This window comes from Aurantimonas sp. HBX-1, from assembly GCF_021391535.1.
GTDB lineage: Bacteria > Pseudomonadota > Alphaproteobacteria > Rhizobiales > Rhizobiaceae > Aurantimonas.
In genome coordinates this window covers 3,264,182-3,278,316 of sequence record NZ_CP090066.1, presented here as the reverse complement: position 1 = coordinate 3,278,316, position 14,135 = coordinate 3,264,182, and the positions used below count along the sequence as shown (strand labels likewise).

Annotated in this window: 13 protein-coding genes, 1 tRNA gene and 1 pseudogene; 7 read left to right on the top strand and 8 right to left on the bottom strand. The window is 67.4% G+C overall.

Annotated features, from left to right (window positions below):
• The first annotated feature begins 39 nt into the window (after positions 1-39).
• On the top strand, positions 40-1,668 hold the full coding sequence (locus tag LXB15_RS15605; protein WP_233949314.1) for a long-chain-fatty-acid--CoA ligase: 1,629 nt from the start codon (positions 40-42) through the stop codon (positions 1,666-1,668).
• 70 nt (positions 1,669-1,738) lie between these two features.
• A complete protein-coding gene (locus LXB15_RS15600; protein WP_233949313.1) occupies positions 1,739-2,671 on the top strand; it encodes a DUF1499 domain-containing protein in 933 nt (310 codons plus the stop codon).
• A 19-nt stretch (positions 2,672-2,690) separates the two neighbouring features.
• On the opposite strand, the gene LXB15_RS15595 is transcribed toward LXB15_RS15600, so the two are convergent.
• On the bottom strand, positions 2,691-3,593 hold the full coding sequence (locus tag LXB15_RS15595; RefSeq protein ID WP_233949312.1) for an MBL fold metallo-hydrolase: 903 nt from the start codon (positions 3,591-3,593) through the stop codon (positions 2,691-2,693).
• A 219-nt stretch (positions 3,594-3,812) separates the two neighbouring features.
• On the opposite strand from LXB15_RS15595, the gene LXB15_RS15590 reads away from it, so the two are divergent.
• The 3 genes from LXB15_RS15590 (at position 3,813) to LXB15_RS15585 (ending at position 4,656) form a co-directional block, all read left to right on the top strand.
• Positions 3,813-3,887, top strand: a tRNA-Gln gene (locus tag LXB15_RS15590).
• Positions 3,848-4,141 (top strand): helix-turn-helix domain-containing protein, encoded by a 294-nt coding sequence (locus tag LXB15_RS21165; RefSeq protein WP_370640235.1) that lies wholly within the window; start codon positions 3,848-3,850, stop codon positions 4,139-4,141. Before LXB15_RS15590 ends, LXB15_RS21165 begins: the two co-directional genes overlap by 40 nt.
• A gap of 59 nt (positions 4,142-4,200) precedes the next feature.
• Positions 4,201-4,656: a DUF3788 domain-containing protein gene (locus LXB15_RS15585; RefSeq protein ID WP_233949311.1), complete on the top strand. Its 456-nt coding sequence runs from the start codon at positions 4,201-4,203 to the stop codon at positions 4,654-4,656.
• Positions 4,657-5,004: 348 nt separating this feature from the next.
• Here the strand turns inward: LXB15_RS15585 and LXB15_RS15580 are convergent, their stop codons facing one another.
• The 5 genes from LXB15_RS15580 to LXB15_RS15560 form a co-directional block, all read right to left on the bottom strand.
• Positions 5,005-6,204 (bottom strand): ABC transporter permease, encoded by a 1,200-nt coding sequence (locus LXB15_RS15580; RefSeq protein WP_233949310.1) that lies wholly within the window; start codon positions 6,202-6,204, stop codon positions 5,005-5,007.
• Positions 6,205-6,208: 4 nt separating this feature from the next.
• Entirely contained in the window at positions 6,209-7,351 is a 1,143-nt protein-coding gene (locus LXB15_RS15575) for an ABC transporter permease (RefSeq protein WP_233949309.1), read from the bottom strand.
• Positions 7,348-8,064: an ABC transporter ATP-binding protein gene (locus LXB15_RS15570; protein ID WP_233949308.1), complete on the bottom strand. Its 717-nt coding sequence runs from the start codon at positions 8,062-8,064 to the stop codon at positions 7,348-7,350. The genes LXB15_RS15575 and LXB15_RS15570 overlap by 4 nt, the downstream gene beginning before the upstream one ends.
• A gap of 4 nt (positions 8,065-8,068) precedes the next feature.
• The gene (locus LXB15_RS15565) at positions 8,069-9,070 is read right to left on the bottom strand and encodes an efflux RND transporter periplasmic adaptor subunit (protein WP_233949307.1); all 1,002 of its coding nucleotides are present in this window, start codon (positions 9,068-9,070) and stop codon (positions 8,069-8,071) included.
• 230 nt (positions 9,071-9,300) lie between these two features.
• Positions 9,301-10,398 carry an AraC family transcriptional regulator gene (locus LXB15_RS15560; RefSeq protein WP_233953203.1) on the bottom strand — a complete coding sequence of 366 codons (1,098 nt, stop codon included), beginning with the start codon at positions 10,396-10,398 and terminating at the stop codon, positions 9,301-9,303.
• A 475-nt stretch (positions 10,399-10,873) separates the two neighbouring features.
• Between LXB15_RS15560 and trpS the strand changes: the two genes are divergently transcribed.
• Entirely contained in the window at positions 10,874-11,896 is a 1,023-nt protein-coding gene (trpS, locus tag LXB15_RS15555; RefSeq protein WP_233949306.1) for a tryptophan--tRNA ligase, read from the top strand.
• Positions 11,897-12,034: 138 nt separating this feature from the next.
• Here trpS and LXB15_RS15550 read toward each other — a convergent pair.
• A pseudogene (locus LXB15_RS15550) lies at positions 12,035-12,217 on the bottom strand (P-type conjugative transfer ATPase TrbB); the annotation flags it as partial.
• Positions 12,218-12,357: 140 nt separating this feature from the next.
• The gene (locus LXB15_RS15545; protein WP_233949305.1) at positions 12,358-13,272 is read right to left on the bottom strand and encodes a LysR family transcriptional regulator; all 915 of its coding nucleotides are present in this window, start codon (positions 13,270-13,272) and stop codon (positions 12,358-12,360) included.
• 130 nt (positions 13,273-13,402) lie between these two features.
• Between LXB15_RS15545 and LXB15_RS15540 the strand changes: the two genes are divergently transcribed.
• Positions 13,403-14,116 (top strand): SDR family oxidoreductase, encoded by a 714-nt coding sequence (locus LXB15_RS15540; protein ID WP_233949304.1) that lies wholly within the window; start codon positions 13,403-13,405, stop codon positions 14,114-14,116.
• The last annotated feature ends 19 nt before the right edge of the window (positions 14,117-14,135 follow it).

Sequence of the window (14,135 nt, the reverse complement as noted above, 5' to 3'; positions counted from 1 at the left end):
ATGCCCGGGGAGGGGCGCCGTCATGCCGGGAGGGAAGACATGCAGGGTCTGATGCAGCCATGGCCGCTGTTGTGTTCGAAGGTCATCGACCATGCCGCGATCCAGCATCCGCATCGGGAGATCGTCAGCCGCTCGGTCGAGGGGCCGATCCATCGCACCGATTACCGCACCGTCCGCAGCCGCTCGCTGCGCCTGGCCAAGCGCCTGGAGCGTGCCGGCATCGGGCTTGGCGACCGCGTCGCCACCATGGCCTGGAACACCTGGCGGCACCTTGAATGCTGGTACGGGATCGTCGGCATCGGGGCGGTCTACCACACGCTGAACCCGCGGCTGTTTCCCGAGCAGATCGCCTGGATCATGAACGACGCCGAGGACCGGCTGCTGTTCGTCGACCTGAGCTTCGTGCCGATCGTCGAGGCGATCGCGCCGAAGCTTGCCAGCCTCGAGACGATCGTCGTCCTGACCGACGCGGCCCACATGCCGGAGAGCAGTCTGCCCAATCTCGTCTGCTACGAGGATTGGCTGGCCGAGGCGGACGATGATTTCGCCTGGAAGAGTTTCGACGAGAACACCGCCGCCGGCATGTGCTACACCTCCGGCACGACGGGACACCCCAAGGGCGTCCTCTACTCGCACCGCTCCAACATCCTGCACTCGATGCTCGCCCAGCAGCCGGACGCGATGGGCCTGTCCTCCCGCGACCGGGTGCTGCCGATCGTGCCGCTGTTCCACGCCAATGGCTGGGGCCTCGCCTTCACCTGCCCGATGGCCGGCGCCGCGATGGTCATGCCCGGCCCGAAGATGGACGGCGCCTCGGTCTACGAGTTGCTGGTGTCGGAAAAAGTGACGTTCAGCGCCGCGGTGCCGACGGTCTGGCTGATGCTGCTGCAGCATCTGGAGAAGCACGGCGGCGACCTGCCGGATCTCGAGCGCGTGGTGATCGGCGGCTCGGCCTGCCCGCGCGCCGTCACCCAGAAGTTCCAGGACGATTACGGCGTCCGGGTGATCCATGCCTGGGGGATGACGGAGATGAGCCCGCTCGGCACGCTCTGCACCATCAAGCCCGACTATGCCGGGCTCGAGGGCGAGGCGCTGCTCGATCTGGAGATGAAGCAGGGCCACCCGCCCTTCGGTGTCGAGATGCGGGTGACCGACGATTCCGACATCGATCGTCCCTGGGACGGCAAGACCTTCGGGCGCCTCAAGGTGCGCGGCCCTTCCGTCGCCGCTTCCTACTACAAGGGGGCGGGCGTCGAGGCCTTCGGCGAAGGCGGCTGGTTCGATACCGGCGATGTCGCCCATATCGATCCGCACGGCTACATGCAGATCACCGACCGCGCCAAGGACGTCATCAAGTCCGGCGGCGAGTGGATCTCGACGATCGACCTGGAGAACCTCGCGGTCGCGCACCCGGACGTCGCCGAGGCCGCGGTGATCGGCTTGCCGCATCCGCAATGGGACGAGCGGCCGCTGCTGGTGATCGTCGCCAAGGAGGGGCGCCATCCCACCCGGGAGGATCTGCTGGCCTTCTTCGAGGGCAAGGTGGCACGATGGTGGATGCCCGACGACGTGGCCTTCGTCGAGGCGATCCCGCATACGGCGACCGGCAAGATCCAGAAGACGGCGCTGCGCGACCAGTTCCGCGGCTACAGGCTTCCCGCCGCCTGACCGGCCGGCGGGGCTTCCGCCCGGCGCCCGCCCTGGGGTATGGTCGCTCCCGACGTCGAAGGGTGCGGTCATGAGTTCTGTCTACGGGCGCCTGCCGGTTTCGGGCCACTATCTGCGCAAGCGCCTGCGCTTTGCCGGCTTCGCCCGCCGCCTCGCGGTGTTCGCGCTGGTGCTGCTGGTGACCGCGATGGTGATCTACCGCCTGGGGGCGATCGCGCCGCAGGCGCTGATCGGGCTTCTGCTGCTGGTCGCGGCGATCGCGAGCGTTGCTCTCTTGATCTCCGGCGTCGGACTGGTCCGGGTCTGGTATCGCGGCCTCGACGGCGGCCGCGCCGCGATGGGTGCCTTCTTCCTGGCGCTGCTGACGCTGTTTCCCTTCGCCCTGATGATCTATCTGGCCTTCGTCAATCCGCGCGCCAACGCAGCCTATACCGAGGCGCTGGCGCCGGAGGGCGTCCAGGCGACCGTCGCGGCACCGCCCTCCGACAGCTGGACGTCGTTCTTCGCCGCCCCGGCCGCGCCGGAGCAGCCGAGCATCGTCAGCGGCCGGCGCTTCGTCGCCGAGGCGCCGCGGGTCTTCCAGGCAGCCCGCATGGTGGTCGAGGATTCCGGCTGGGAGGTCCAGGCGATCGTCGCCGGCGATCCGTCGCAGCCGAAGGCGCCTACGCCTGCCGAGGGCGATCTCGGCATCAGCGGCATGACCGGCGTTCCGATCCCGACGCCGCGCGACAGCGTCGATCTGGATGCCGCAGCCGATCCCTTTGCGGTTCCGGAAAGCGACCAGTACCGGATCGAGGCCGTGGCGCGGGACCTGCTGTTCGGCCTGCCGAGCGACATGGTCATCCGCATCGCCGCCGATGACGGCGAAACCTATGTCGACATGCAGTCCGTATCGCGTTCCACCGGGATCGACCTCGGCGAAAACCGCCGCCTCGTCGAGGGCTTCCTGACCGATCTGGACACCGCGATGGCGGGTCTGGAATCCATCGCCGCCGGGGAATGACCCCCGGCGCCCCGGCCGGTCAGGCGGGGGCGTAGGTCGCGCCGAGCGACGGGGCGCTCTCGGTCCGGGCCAGGCCCCGCGCCACCAGATCCTCCAGATGCGCCAGCACCGACAGGCCGGCGGCCGGGTGAAGATGCGGCGCGACGCCCCGGTACAGCACCGACACGATCGCCGGGATGGTGCGGTCGCCCGCCGCGAGCCGCTCGAGGATCGCGGCCTCGCGCATGCGGCGGTGGCCGATCAGGCCGCGCACGAAGGCAGCGGGGGTTTCCACCGGTCCGCCATGGCCCGGCAGGTAGATCCGGTCGCGCCGCGCCAGCAGCCGCTCCAGCGAAGCCATGTAGTCCCGCATCGACCCGTCGGGGGGCGCCACCACCGTCGTCGACCAGGCCATGACGTGATCGCCGGACAGCAGCACCCCGTCCGCCCCGACGGCAAAGGCGAGATGATTGGCGGCGTGGCCGGGCGTGGCGATCGCGGTGACCGGCACGTCCCCGAGCGTCACCGTCTCGGCGTCGGCGAGCACCCGGTCGAAGACGATGCTGGTGTCGGCGCTCGCCTCGAGGCGCTCGGCTTCGCCGGCCAGCATCGGCCGGGCGGGGCGGTGCGGCCCGCCCCCCATCACCGGCGCGCCGGTCGCCGCCTGCAGCCGCGCCACCGAGCCGGTATGGTCGCGATGCGTGTGGGTGAGGAGGATCGCGTCGACCGGTCGTCCCGCGATCGCGGCCGCCAGCGCCGCGGCGTGCTCCGGCGTGTCGGGGCCCGGATCGACGACGAAGCAGCGCGCCCCGCCGATCACGTAGCTGTTGGTACCGTGGAAGGTGAAAGGCCCGGGATTGCGCGCCGTTACCCGAAGGACACCCTCGGCCACCGCCACCGCGTCGCCATGGGCGGGGTCGAAGGACGTGTCGAGAGATAGCATCGGGGATTGCCTCCTGAATCCATGGTCCGCTGCCCTTCCGCCCGCCGCCGCGACGCCTGCCGCAACTCCCCCGGGGGTCTCCCGGCGATGCCGGCAGGAGGGAACGCGCTTCGGTGCTCCCCCCGGCCGCGTCGCATCGCCGCCGGCCTTTGGACCCGTGGCCATCGTTGCGCAGCGATCCGGCAGACGCTATAGCACGGCGCGCAGCGCATCGCGCGTTGGGGCGTCGCCAAGCGGTAAGGCAGCGGCTTTTGGTGCCGCCATTCCCAGGTTCGAATCCTGGCGCCCCAGCCAGCACATGCCAGCGCAAGACGATCGAGCGGCTCTTTATCTCGGAGACCGGCATGCCGCCGGCGCAATGGCTGCGGTTTGCTTGCCTCCCTCACGCCATCTCCCAGCTCACTTCGCGTAAGAAGATCGGCACCGTAGCTTTCGATCTTGGCTATGACTTTCCGAGTTCGTCGAGCTCCATGTTTCGAAAGACGCTCGGCTCCAGCCCGTCGAGCTTCCTGCAACGGACGATAGGGCGCCCGCGTCCAGGCACCTGAAGCGGCGCTTGGCAGATTGCGGCAAGCGGTGGTCCTGACGGGCAGCGATAGGGAAGGATATGGATCAGGCCCCGCATATCGGAGAACGCCTCACCGACAAATCAGCGCCACCCGATGATGCGACCATCCAAGATTGGGTCGGGCCGGAGGCGTTCGAGCACTGGATCGCGTTACGTGATTGGATCGAGGAGACCTATCCCGGTGTTTTCGCGGCCAGCTGGCTATATGGTGGCAAGAAACATGGCTGGTCTCTGCGCTATAAGAAGTCCAAGGCATTCTGCACCTTCTTGCCGGAGTACAAGCTTTTCTCAGTCGTGGTGGTGCTAGGATCTGCGGAGCGGGAGAAGTTCGAGGAGCGGCGCGAGGGTTGGCGTCCGCAACTGGTCAAGCTCTACGACGGGACTCAGACATACCACGATGGGAAATGGCTGAAAGTGGTGATATTATCTGCTGATGATCGGCACGATGTGATGGAGCTCTTGAGCATGAAGCGTCGTCACCCAGCACGCGGTTGAATATCACGCGATTTCTGGTTTTTCTGCGCTCCGGTATCTCCTGAAGCTTCCGCAGAGTGCCCGGCTAACACCCTCTCAGGGCCGGGGGTTAGCAGTAAGTTTCTGTTACGACCGACGAACGTTTCGGACTAAAAGCAGTCCTCCCGGAGCGAAGCAGGAGCGGCTGCAATAGGTCGATACCGGCTCCGCGCCCCGCCTGCGGCATCGCTCCTGCTGCCGATCTGGCAATGCGAGATTCCCGGGCCGTCGAAGGACGGCGGTCCGATCGTGTGAGGCCTTAAGGACGCGGCTGGCAAGCGCCGGCCGATCGCCAAGTTGGTTCAGCGTATCGAAAAAGTCCTCGACCCGTCAGCCGTTGCCCCGTAGCGCCGAGACGAGCGGCAACCGCGTGGCGGCGAAGGCGGGCAGTGCACCGCCTACGCATCCTATGAGGATGGCGAGCGCCCCGGCCTGGAGCATGGCGAGGGGCGTGACGCTGAGCCGGAAGGCCAGTTGCGTGTCGTTGGCGCCGAGCGTCGAGGCCTGCCAGCCGTCGAGGATCGCCCAGGATGCGAAGGCGCCGAGCACGCCGCCGGCAAGCGAGAGCAAGGCCGCTTCCGTGAAGGTCGCGGTGAAGGTCGCCAAGCGGCTGAAGCCGAGGACGCGGAGCGTCGCGATCTCGACCGAGCGGTCCGAGACCGAGCTCATCATCGTGTTGAGCGCGCCGGTCGTCGCGCCGACCGCCATCAGGAGAGCGATTGGCCAGCCGAAGAGGGAGACGAGGCGCTCGGTCCGCGCGGACTGCCCCGCCAGGAATTCGGCCTCGGAAACGGCGATCAGTGGTGTCGTCGACATTGCCGGCAGGGTAGCCTGAAGCCTTGCCAGACCGTCCGGCCCGTCCAGCCGGGCGCGCAGCGTCTGGATCTGCCCCTGACGGTCGAAGGCGGAGCGGACGGCGTCGAAATCCGCCCAGATCTCGGACTCCGCGATGCCGCCGCCGGCAGAGAGGAGGCCGGCAATGGTCCATTCGACCGGGCCGAGGCGGATCTCCTGCCCCGGCGCGAGGTCGCCGAGATCGCGGGCGAGGCGTTCGCCGACCACGATCTCACGCGAGCCCGGGGCAAAGGATCGGCCATCATTTATCGACGCGCTCGAGCGCAGGGCCGGGCCTGCCGCCTCCATGCCCCGGAGCGCGATCATCCGGGGCGTGCCGTCCGCGCCCGTCGCCTCCACCGGAACGAGAATCTCGCGCGCAAGAAGGAGGCGTCCGGCCGGGTCGCTTGCGATGCCACCGGACGTGCCGGCCGCCTGGATGCTGCGGGCCGCCTCAGGGGGGATGCTGGAGCCGACTTCCTGGGTGCCGCCGCCGCCGAGGATGATGGCGACATCGGGCGACCCGCCGGCGCCCAGCGTCTGGCGAAGCCCGTCCGCCATCGACACGAAACCGATCAGCACGGCGACGACGAGGGCGACCGAGAGGACCATGGAGAGCGAGATCGCCGTCCGGCGCGGCAGGCTGGCGAGCGAGGCGCTCGTCAGGACGAGCATCTGGCGTGGAAGGGAGGACATGGGATCACCTCGACTTCAGGGCGTTGGCGATGGGAATGCGCATGGCCTGTGCCGCGGGTACGACGCCCGCGACGAGCCCGAGAGCGAGGAGGATGAGAACGCCCTTCGCGAGCACCAGCGGCGGCAGGGCAAGGCCGAGTTCGGCGCCGAGGAGGAGCGAGCCTGCCTTGGCGAGGCCGAGACCCACCAGCCCTCCGGCCAGGAAGACGAAGAGCGTCTCGCCCAGCACCAAGGCCATGACCCGCCGCGGCGAGAAGCCCAGCACCTTGAGGACGCCGATCTCGAAGGTCCGCTCCCGGATCGCGAAGACCATGGTGTTGACCACGATCATCAGGATCGTGACGAAGGCGGCCGATGTGACGAGGGTCACGATCAGGCCGAAATCGGCGATCTGGCGGATCAATGCCTCGAGGAACGCCTTCTCCGACTGCGTCCGCGTCGGTGCCGCGGAGCTTGCGAACATCGCGTCGATCCTGGCGGCGAGGACGCTCGGCAACACGCCGGGGCGCAGCACGACGACGATGCCGTCGACCGTGTCCCGGTCCTTGGCGCGGGCGGCGTTCACGTAGTCGTAGCGGGCCAGCATGAAGTGGGTGTCGACGTCGGCCCGCGCGCCGTCGAAGATCCCGGCGATCTCGAAGCTCCAGGTCCTCGCGCCGTCCGCCCGCATCGTCTGGAAGGGCGTGAGGGCGACGCGCCGGCCGACGCTCCAGCCCATGGTCTCGGCCAGCGCCCGGCCGACGAGCACCCGGTCGCGCGCGCCCGCCAGCCCGGCGAGGAGATCCGACGTAAGGCCGAGTTCGTCGCCCATCGTCGCGGCCATGGAAGCGGGGTCGACGGCGCTGGCGACGACGACGTTCCGCTCCGTCTCGACGAAGCCGCGGATACGGGCGGAATAGGCGGCGGACGCGACATCGGGGTCGGCCGCGATGCGGGCGAAGTGGCTGAGCGGCAAAGGCTGCGCCCGGCCGCTGCGGCTGACGACGACGAGACGGCCCTCGTCCGCACCGTTCGCCCCTTGCGATCCCGAGAGGAAGCCGGCGCCGAGGCCGTGAATGAGGAAGGCGACGGCGACGCAGAGCATCATCAGGACGGTGCGCATCGGCCGGCGCCAGGCGTTCAGCCGCATGAGACGAAAGAAGCTCATTGCACGGCTCCTTCCCCGATCCACGCCGCGTCACGGAACACGCCCTTGTCGAGGTGTAGCGTGCGACGGGCGGCCTGGGCGGCGGCGGGATCGTGCGTCACCATGACGATGGTCTTGCCGAGTTCCCGGTTGAGAAGGCCCAGCATCTCCAGCGCCTCGTCCGCCGAGCGGCGGTCGAGATCGCCGGTCGGCTCGTCGCAGAGGAGGAGCGCGGGGTCGCCGACGATCGCACGCGCGATGCCGACACGTTGCTGCTGTCCGCCGGACATCTGGCGCGGATAGTGCCTCGCCCGCTCGGACAGCCCGACGAGGCCGAGGACGGTCTCGACGCGCTCGCGCCGCTCCCGGCGGGAGAGCGGTTTGAGGAGGAGCGGCAGCTCGACGTTCTCGGCCGCCGTCAGCATCGGGAGGAGATTGTAGAACTGGAAGACGATGCCGAGGGTCTGCGTCCGCCAGCCGGCCCGGTCCCCTTCGCCCATCGCGCCGATGTCGCATCCGTCGATCGCGACCCGGCCGGCTTCGACGCCGTCGAGACCGGCGAGGAGATTGAGCAGCGTCGACTTTCCGGACCCGGACGGGCCCATGATGGCGACGAAATCGCCGCGGGGAATGGTCAGCGAGAGATCGGAGAAGATCGCGATCCTGTCCTTTCCCTTGCCGAAGCTCTTGGTGACGCCCGAAAGGGCGATGAAGGGACTGTTCTCGGCGTCCATCTTGTTAGTGTCCTTGGCTGGTGACAGCGGCTTCCGCCTCGATGCGGACCCGCACGGCCATGGCAGGGCGGATGCCGGGAGGCGGCGCGAGAGGTGACAGGCGCAGCGCGACGGTCCCCCGCTCGGCCGAGGCGGCGGGCGCGATCCGGACGACCTCGACGGCGAAGGGATGGTCGGGATAGCCGTCGAGCACCGCCTCGCCGCGAAGGGCCGGCCGCATGGCGGCGATGGCGGTCTCGGCGATGTCGACGTCGATGCCGAGACGGTCCGGGTCGGTGATCGTGAAGAGCGGCGCGTCGCCGCGTGCGTCGACCTGGGCGAGGACGGTCTCGCCGAGCCGCGCGCTCCGGGCCGTCACGATGCCTGCGATGGGCGCGGTGATGGTGAGTTCGGAGACGGCCTGTCGCGCCCGGTCGAGAGCAAGGTCGGCCTCGGCCACATCCTGCGCTGCTTGGTCGACGAGGTTGGCGGCCCGGCTGGCCGCGCTGTCGGCATCGATCGCCATCTGCGCGTTGACGGCGCCGCTCCTCGCGAGCCCCGCCATGCGCCGGGCGGCGGCTTCCGCCTCGACCTGATCGAGGCGGCGGGCGGCGAGGACGAGCCGCGCGCGGTCCCGTGCGAGTTCAGCCGCCCGCTGCGCGAAGCTCGTTTCGGGATCGTCGAGCCGCAGGAGGACCTGACCCGCCGTCACGACAGTGCCGACATCTGCGCCAAGCCAGGCGATCGTGCCGCCGCGCCGGGGATGGACCCTGGCCTCCGCAAGCGCGACGACATGGCCGGATCCGGTGACGACGGACGCGGCGGGAGGCGGCGGAGGAACGGGAGTTCCAGTTGCCGCTTGATCCGTCAGCGCCGTCCTCGTCGCCCGAGAGGAGCCCGATGCATCCGGCGGCGAGGCACCGATGGCACTCCCGTCGGATGTGCCGAGGACCATATCGAGCCAGACTCCGGGCAGGATCGGCACGGCCGCGACGCCCAACGCGACGAGCGCGAGAATGCCGAGCACGCGAAGGGACCACCCGCCGCGACGTACCCGCGGACGGGAGCCGGACGGGGCCGGGGTCAGGGAGAGAGCGTTCAGCTTCTCGAACAGGCGGGGGTCGGGATGGGCGTGAGCGTTCATGCCCCGACGATGGCCGGCGGTCGTCCCCTGTACGACCTAGAACAGGATCGAGGACGTCCGAGATCGCGATCAGGGTCGAGCGGCCCTCGGCGCCCCCGCTCGCGCGCGAAAGCTCAGGACGCGGCTGCGGACGATCCCCTCCCCGGCGCGGAGGTCGCTTCGCCGGGGATGCTGCCGTTGGACTGCCGGTAGGCGCTCGGGCTCATGCCCGTGACGCGCAGGAACTCGCGATTGAAGTTCGACTTCGTGCCGAAGCCTGATTCCAGCATCACGGTCGTCACCGGTTCGCGCGTCTCGACGAGGCGCTTGCGCGCCTCCGCCACACGGTACTCGTTGACGATTTGCGAGACGTTGCGGCCATGGATGCGATTCAACGCCGCCGATATCTGGCGGGCCGGGGTGCCGGCGCGGCGGGCGAGGCGTTCGAGCGTCAGGTCCGGGTCGCGATAGAGATGGTGCTCGCGCATCAGGCGATCGATCCGCGCGACGATGGCGGCATCCTCCGGCGGTGGTCCGGAATCGATCCCCCCGTCGATCGTTGCCGCAGGCGATGCCGGCACGTCCTGTATGCCGTCCGGTTCGGATGCGGGGCGACTGCCCTCGGCGGCGGTCGCGGCATAGCCGGCGGCGGCGAGCCACAGGACGCCGGAAACTGTCAGGATCGTGCCGGCGAGCCGCCCGCCACCGAAGGCGAGGTCGAGGGAGACGGCGGCATCGATGAAGGCGGTGGCGATGAGAAGCGAGCCGAGCGCGACGAGCGCTCGATGGGCGACATTTTCGTCGCCGATACGCGCCGCGACCAGCGCGGCCGGCCCGGCTCGGCTCATCCGCAGGAGCGCGATGCCGTAGCCGAGATAGACGGCGAAGAGGACGAGGTCGATCGGCTCGCGCCGGAGGGCGACGAGGACCGAAACAAGAAGGGCAGGTGCGAGATGCGGCCAGAGCCGGGCCGGCTCGGGCTTGCCGCTCCGGCGCAGATGGTCGAACGCGACGAAGGCGAGAGCGGGCAGAACGGCCGCGAGGATCGGCTGCACGAGGCGAACCGGATGCCAGCCGAGGCTCCAGTTCAGTCCGGACAGAGCCGCCTGAACGGCGAAGGCGCCGACGAGCAGCGGGAACAGGCCGAGCCTCCCGTCATTCTGCCGGCCCATGCGGACGAGGAGAAGGCACAGGACCAGGGAAATGACGAACGGCAACGGGATCGACGGCATGGCCACGAGGCATACCAAGACTCGTGCGGTTCGTCTCCTTCGGGAGGGAAGTTACAGGCAGGACCGATCCTGCCACGGCGCGCAGTCTCTGAACCGAGGTTTGGCACGCAGGTCCGCCTTCTGACGGAAAGCGGCCGGTCGGCTCTCCGACGAACAGTGCAGAAAGCCGACATTCCTTTCTGTTCGCCTGCTTCTGAACGTCCGCATCCTCTCGGTGCGCGCGACTGGGTTGGGTGGTTTCCGGACGGTCCGCTTCCGGCAAAAGACCACGAAATGCAGACGATCGAACTTGGAATGTCAGAGAGGCCTGCTATAGCGTGGGTATGACGAACCGACCTGTGATCGCTGTCCGACGCTGGTGGCGCGCTTCTTAAGCGCGGCCCGTCATTTTCCTTTGACCCAGCCGCTGCTTCTGGCGGCATGGTCATGTTCCCGATCTACCCCCGAAGCAGCGGCTCCATCTCGTGGAGCCAACATGCTTTCGACAACCGATACGCGAACGATCATCTTGACCGGGGACCGGACCACCGGACCTCTTCATCTCGGCCACTACGTCGGCTCCTTGCGCAACCGTGTCGCCTTGCAGACGATACATGAGCAGTACGTTCTGCTTGCCGACGCTCAAGCTCTCACGGACAACGCGGACGATCCCGCCAAAATTCGGCACAACGTCCTCGAGGTTGCCCTGGATTATCTGGCGGTCGGGATCGATCCGGAGTTGACGACGATCTGCGTCCAATCGGCTCTTCCGGCACTGGCCGAATTGACGCTCCTCTACCTCAACTTCGTCTCAGTCGCGCGCCTCGAACGGAATCCGACCATCAAGGACGAGATTCAAATACGCGGCTTCGGCCGCGACATCCCGGCAGGCTTCCTTTGCTATCCCGCCGCACAGGCGGCCGACATCACTGCGTTCCGAGCGACACTCATTCCCGTCGGTGAGGATCAAGTGCCGATCATCGAGCAGACGAACGAGCTAGTGCGCCGCTTGAACCGTCAATCAGGACGAGAGTTGCTGCCGGAAGCGAAGGCCTTCGTATCGAAAACCGGGCGACTTCCCGGCGTCGACGGCAAAAGCAAGATGAGTAAGTCGCAAGGCAACGCCATCCCTCTTTCCGCGAGCGATAGCGATATCGAGGCGGCGGTGCGGCGCATGTATACGGACTCGAACCATCTGCGCGCTTCCGACCCGGGACGGGTGGAGGGAAACGTCGTTTTTACCTACCTCGACGCCTTCGATCCGGCAGTGGACGAAGTAGCCGATTTGAAATCGCGCTACCGGACGGGCGGGCTCGGCGACATGGTGCTCAAGCGGCGCTTGGCGGCCATCCTACGAGAGGTCGTTGGGCCAATCCGCGAGCGACGTGCTGAACTCGCACGCGATCCGGACTTTGTCATGGACGTCCTTCGCACCGGAACGACGAAAAGCCGGGCTACGACTGAGCGTACCAGAGAACTCGTTGTGGACGGCCTAGGCTTGTTCAGGCTCGACTGGTGAGCGGGGAACGGCAGCTTCTAAGCGAGATAGATGGTAGCTGGGGGAGCGTAGAAGCGTCGGAAGCCGAAGGACAGCTTTCAGCCTGCGCCGCCCGGAAGCCAACCGCCCGCTTTGGCCCGTTCCAGAAACAGAAATTGTTCTCGTACGAGTGTCGGTGAGTCTCTCGGAAAGTCGGTCGATCCAGAGCCGCCCATCGGGGTTGAGCATCACCTCGACGAGCGCGGGATCTTCCAGAAATTGGGCGATTGCCGGCCCGAGGGCCGTGCGCAGTATGCGTGCGCCGCGAAGGATTGGCTCCAAATTCTGGTGTGTGGCCGCCAGGTCGTCCTTTTCTCCTGCGGGCCGCGAAGTGCGGCCTGGATCGGGGATCAGTAGAAGAGGCGGAAATCAGGGCATGGTAACAGCCGAAATGTGGTCCTCGTACTGTGATGTACATGAGGCACCGTCGAGGTGTAACGGTCTCACCTACGCTGAAGCTCAATTCGGCAGGTTGTCATGACCTGCTGTCTCAGCCAACGGTGCGCCGCGTCGGCATCGAAGCGTGGGTGCCACATGGCACTGATCGCCAGATCTGGCGTGGGCACCGGCAGGTCGAACCCGTGAACGGTGCCGGCAATTGCACCGCGATCGGCGACACAGGAGCGCGGCACGAGCGCGACAAGGTCTGAATGACGCGCAACGTTGAGCGCATCGGGAAAGCTCGGAACAATCGCGACGATCTCGCGCCGTAGGCCGAGTTCGAGCAGAGCGTCGTCCACGGGGCCCCGCCACGCACCCCGTCGCGAGGTTACGACGTGTCCATAGGCGATGTAGCGCTCCAGGGTCACCGGTTCCTTCAGCAGAGGGTGCTCCGACCGTACTGCGCCAACGAACCGGTCCCGGAAGAGGAGTTGGCTGCGCACTTCCGGCGCGGACGCGCCCGCCGTTCCGATTTCCAGATCGATTGTCCCCGCGCGCAACGGAGCCGCGTCTTTGTCGGGCTTGGGTGCGAAGTGCAGGCGAACGCGCGGAGCTGCGTCGGTGACGGCGGCGATGATGGCCGGAGCAAACAGGGCCACGAAGCCTTCATTGGCGCGGATGGTGAACGTCCTCTCCAGGCGATCCAGCTCCACATCGCCGGGGGCGGGCATCAACACCGCTTTGGCGTCTTGGGCCAGTGTTCGGACCCGCCCGGCCAGTTGCTCGGCATAGGGCGTCGGCACCAGCGAACGTCCCGCCTGTACCAGTAGCGGATCACCGATCGCGGAACGCAACCGCGACAGCGTCCGACTGGTTGCCGACGGGCTGAGGCCAAGGCGCTTGGCCGCCGCCGTGACGCTGCGCTCCTCCAGCAACACGTCGAGCGCGACAAGCAGGTTCAGGTCGATCGCTTTCATAGCGCAAACATAATCGTGCTTCGTCACTATGCATAGCGTTTGACGCACTCATGCTTTGCATCCGATGCGTCTGGTGCATGTCGCAGCGACCTCCATCTTCGGATCAACCGAAGAGAAAGGAAGCACTGAGATGACTGAACCCCTGGATAAACAACCCCGGACCATCCTGCTGATCGGCGCCTCCCGCGGGTTGGGACATGCAATGGCAGTCGAATTCACGAAGAAGGGCTGGCATGTCGTCGGCACGGTACGTGAGGACGGCCGAACCGAGTTGAACGAGCTCGCCTACGCCCATCCTGATCAGGTGACGATCGAATGCCTCGACATCACCGAGCCTGACCAGATCGCCGCTCTGCGAGACAGGCTTTCGGACAGTGTCTTCGACATATTGTTCGTGAACGCCGGCACCGCCAATCATGATCAGGCGGAGACCATTGCGGAAACCTCGACCGACGAGTTCGTGCGCGTCATGGTCACCAACGCGCTCGGCGTGATGCGGACGGTGGAAGGTTTGCAGGACCTTGTGCGCCCTGCCGGTCTGATTGGCGTCATGTCATCGGGCCAGGGCAGCATCGCCGGCAACGAGAAGGGCGGGCACGAGGTCTACCGGGGCAGCAAGGCCGCTCTCAACCAGTATATGCGCAGCTACGCCGCCCGCCACGTCGGCGACGAGCGGGCGCTGGTGCTGATGGCGCCGGGCTGGGTCCGTACGGAGCTCGGCGGTCCGGAAGCGCGTTTCAGCATCGAGGAAACGATCCCGGAACTGGTAGACACACTTGTGAAGCAGCAGGGCACGCGGGGCCTGCGCTTCATCGACCGGCACGGCAAATCCATACCCTGGTGAAGCCGGAGACGGCGAGACA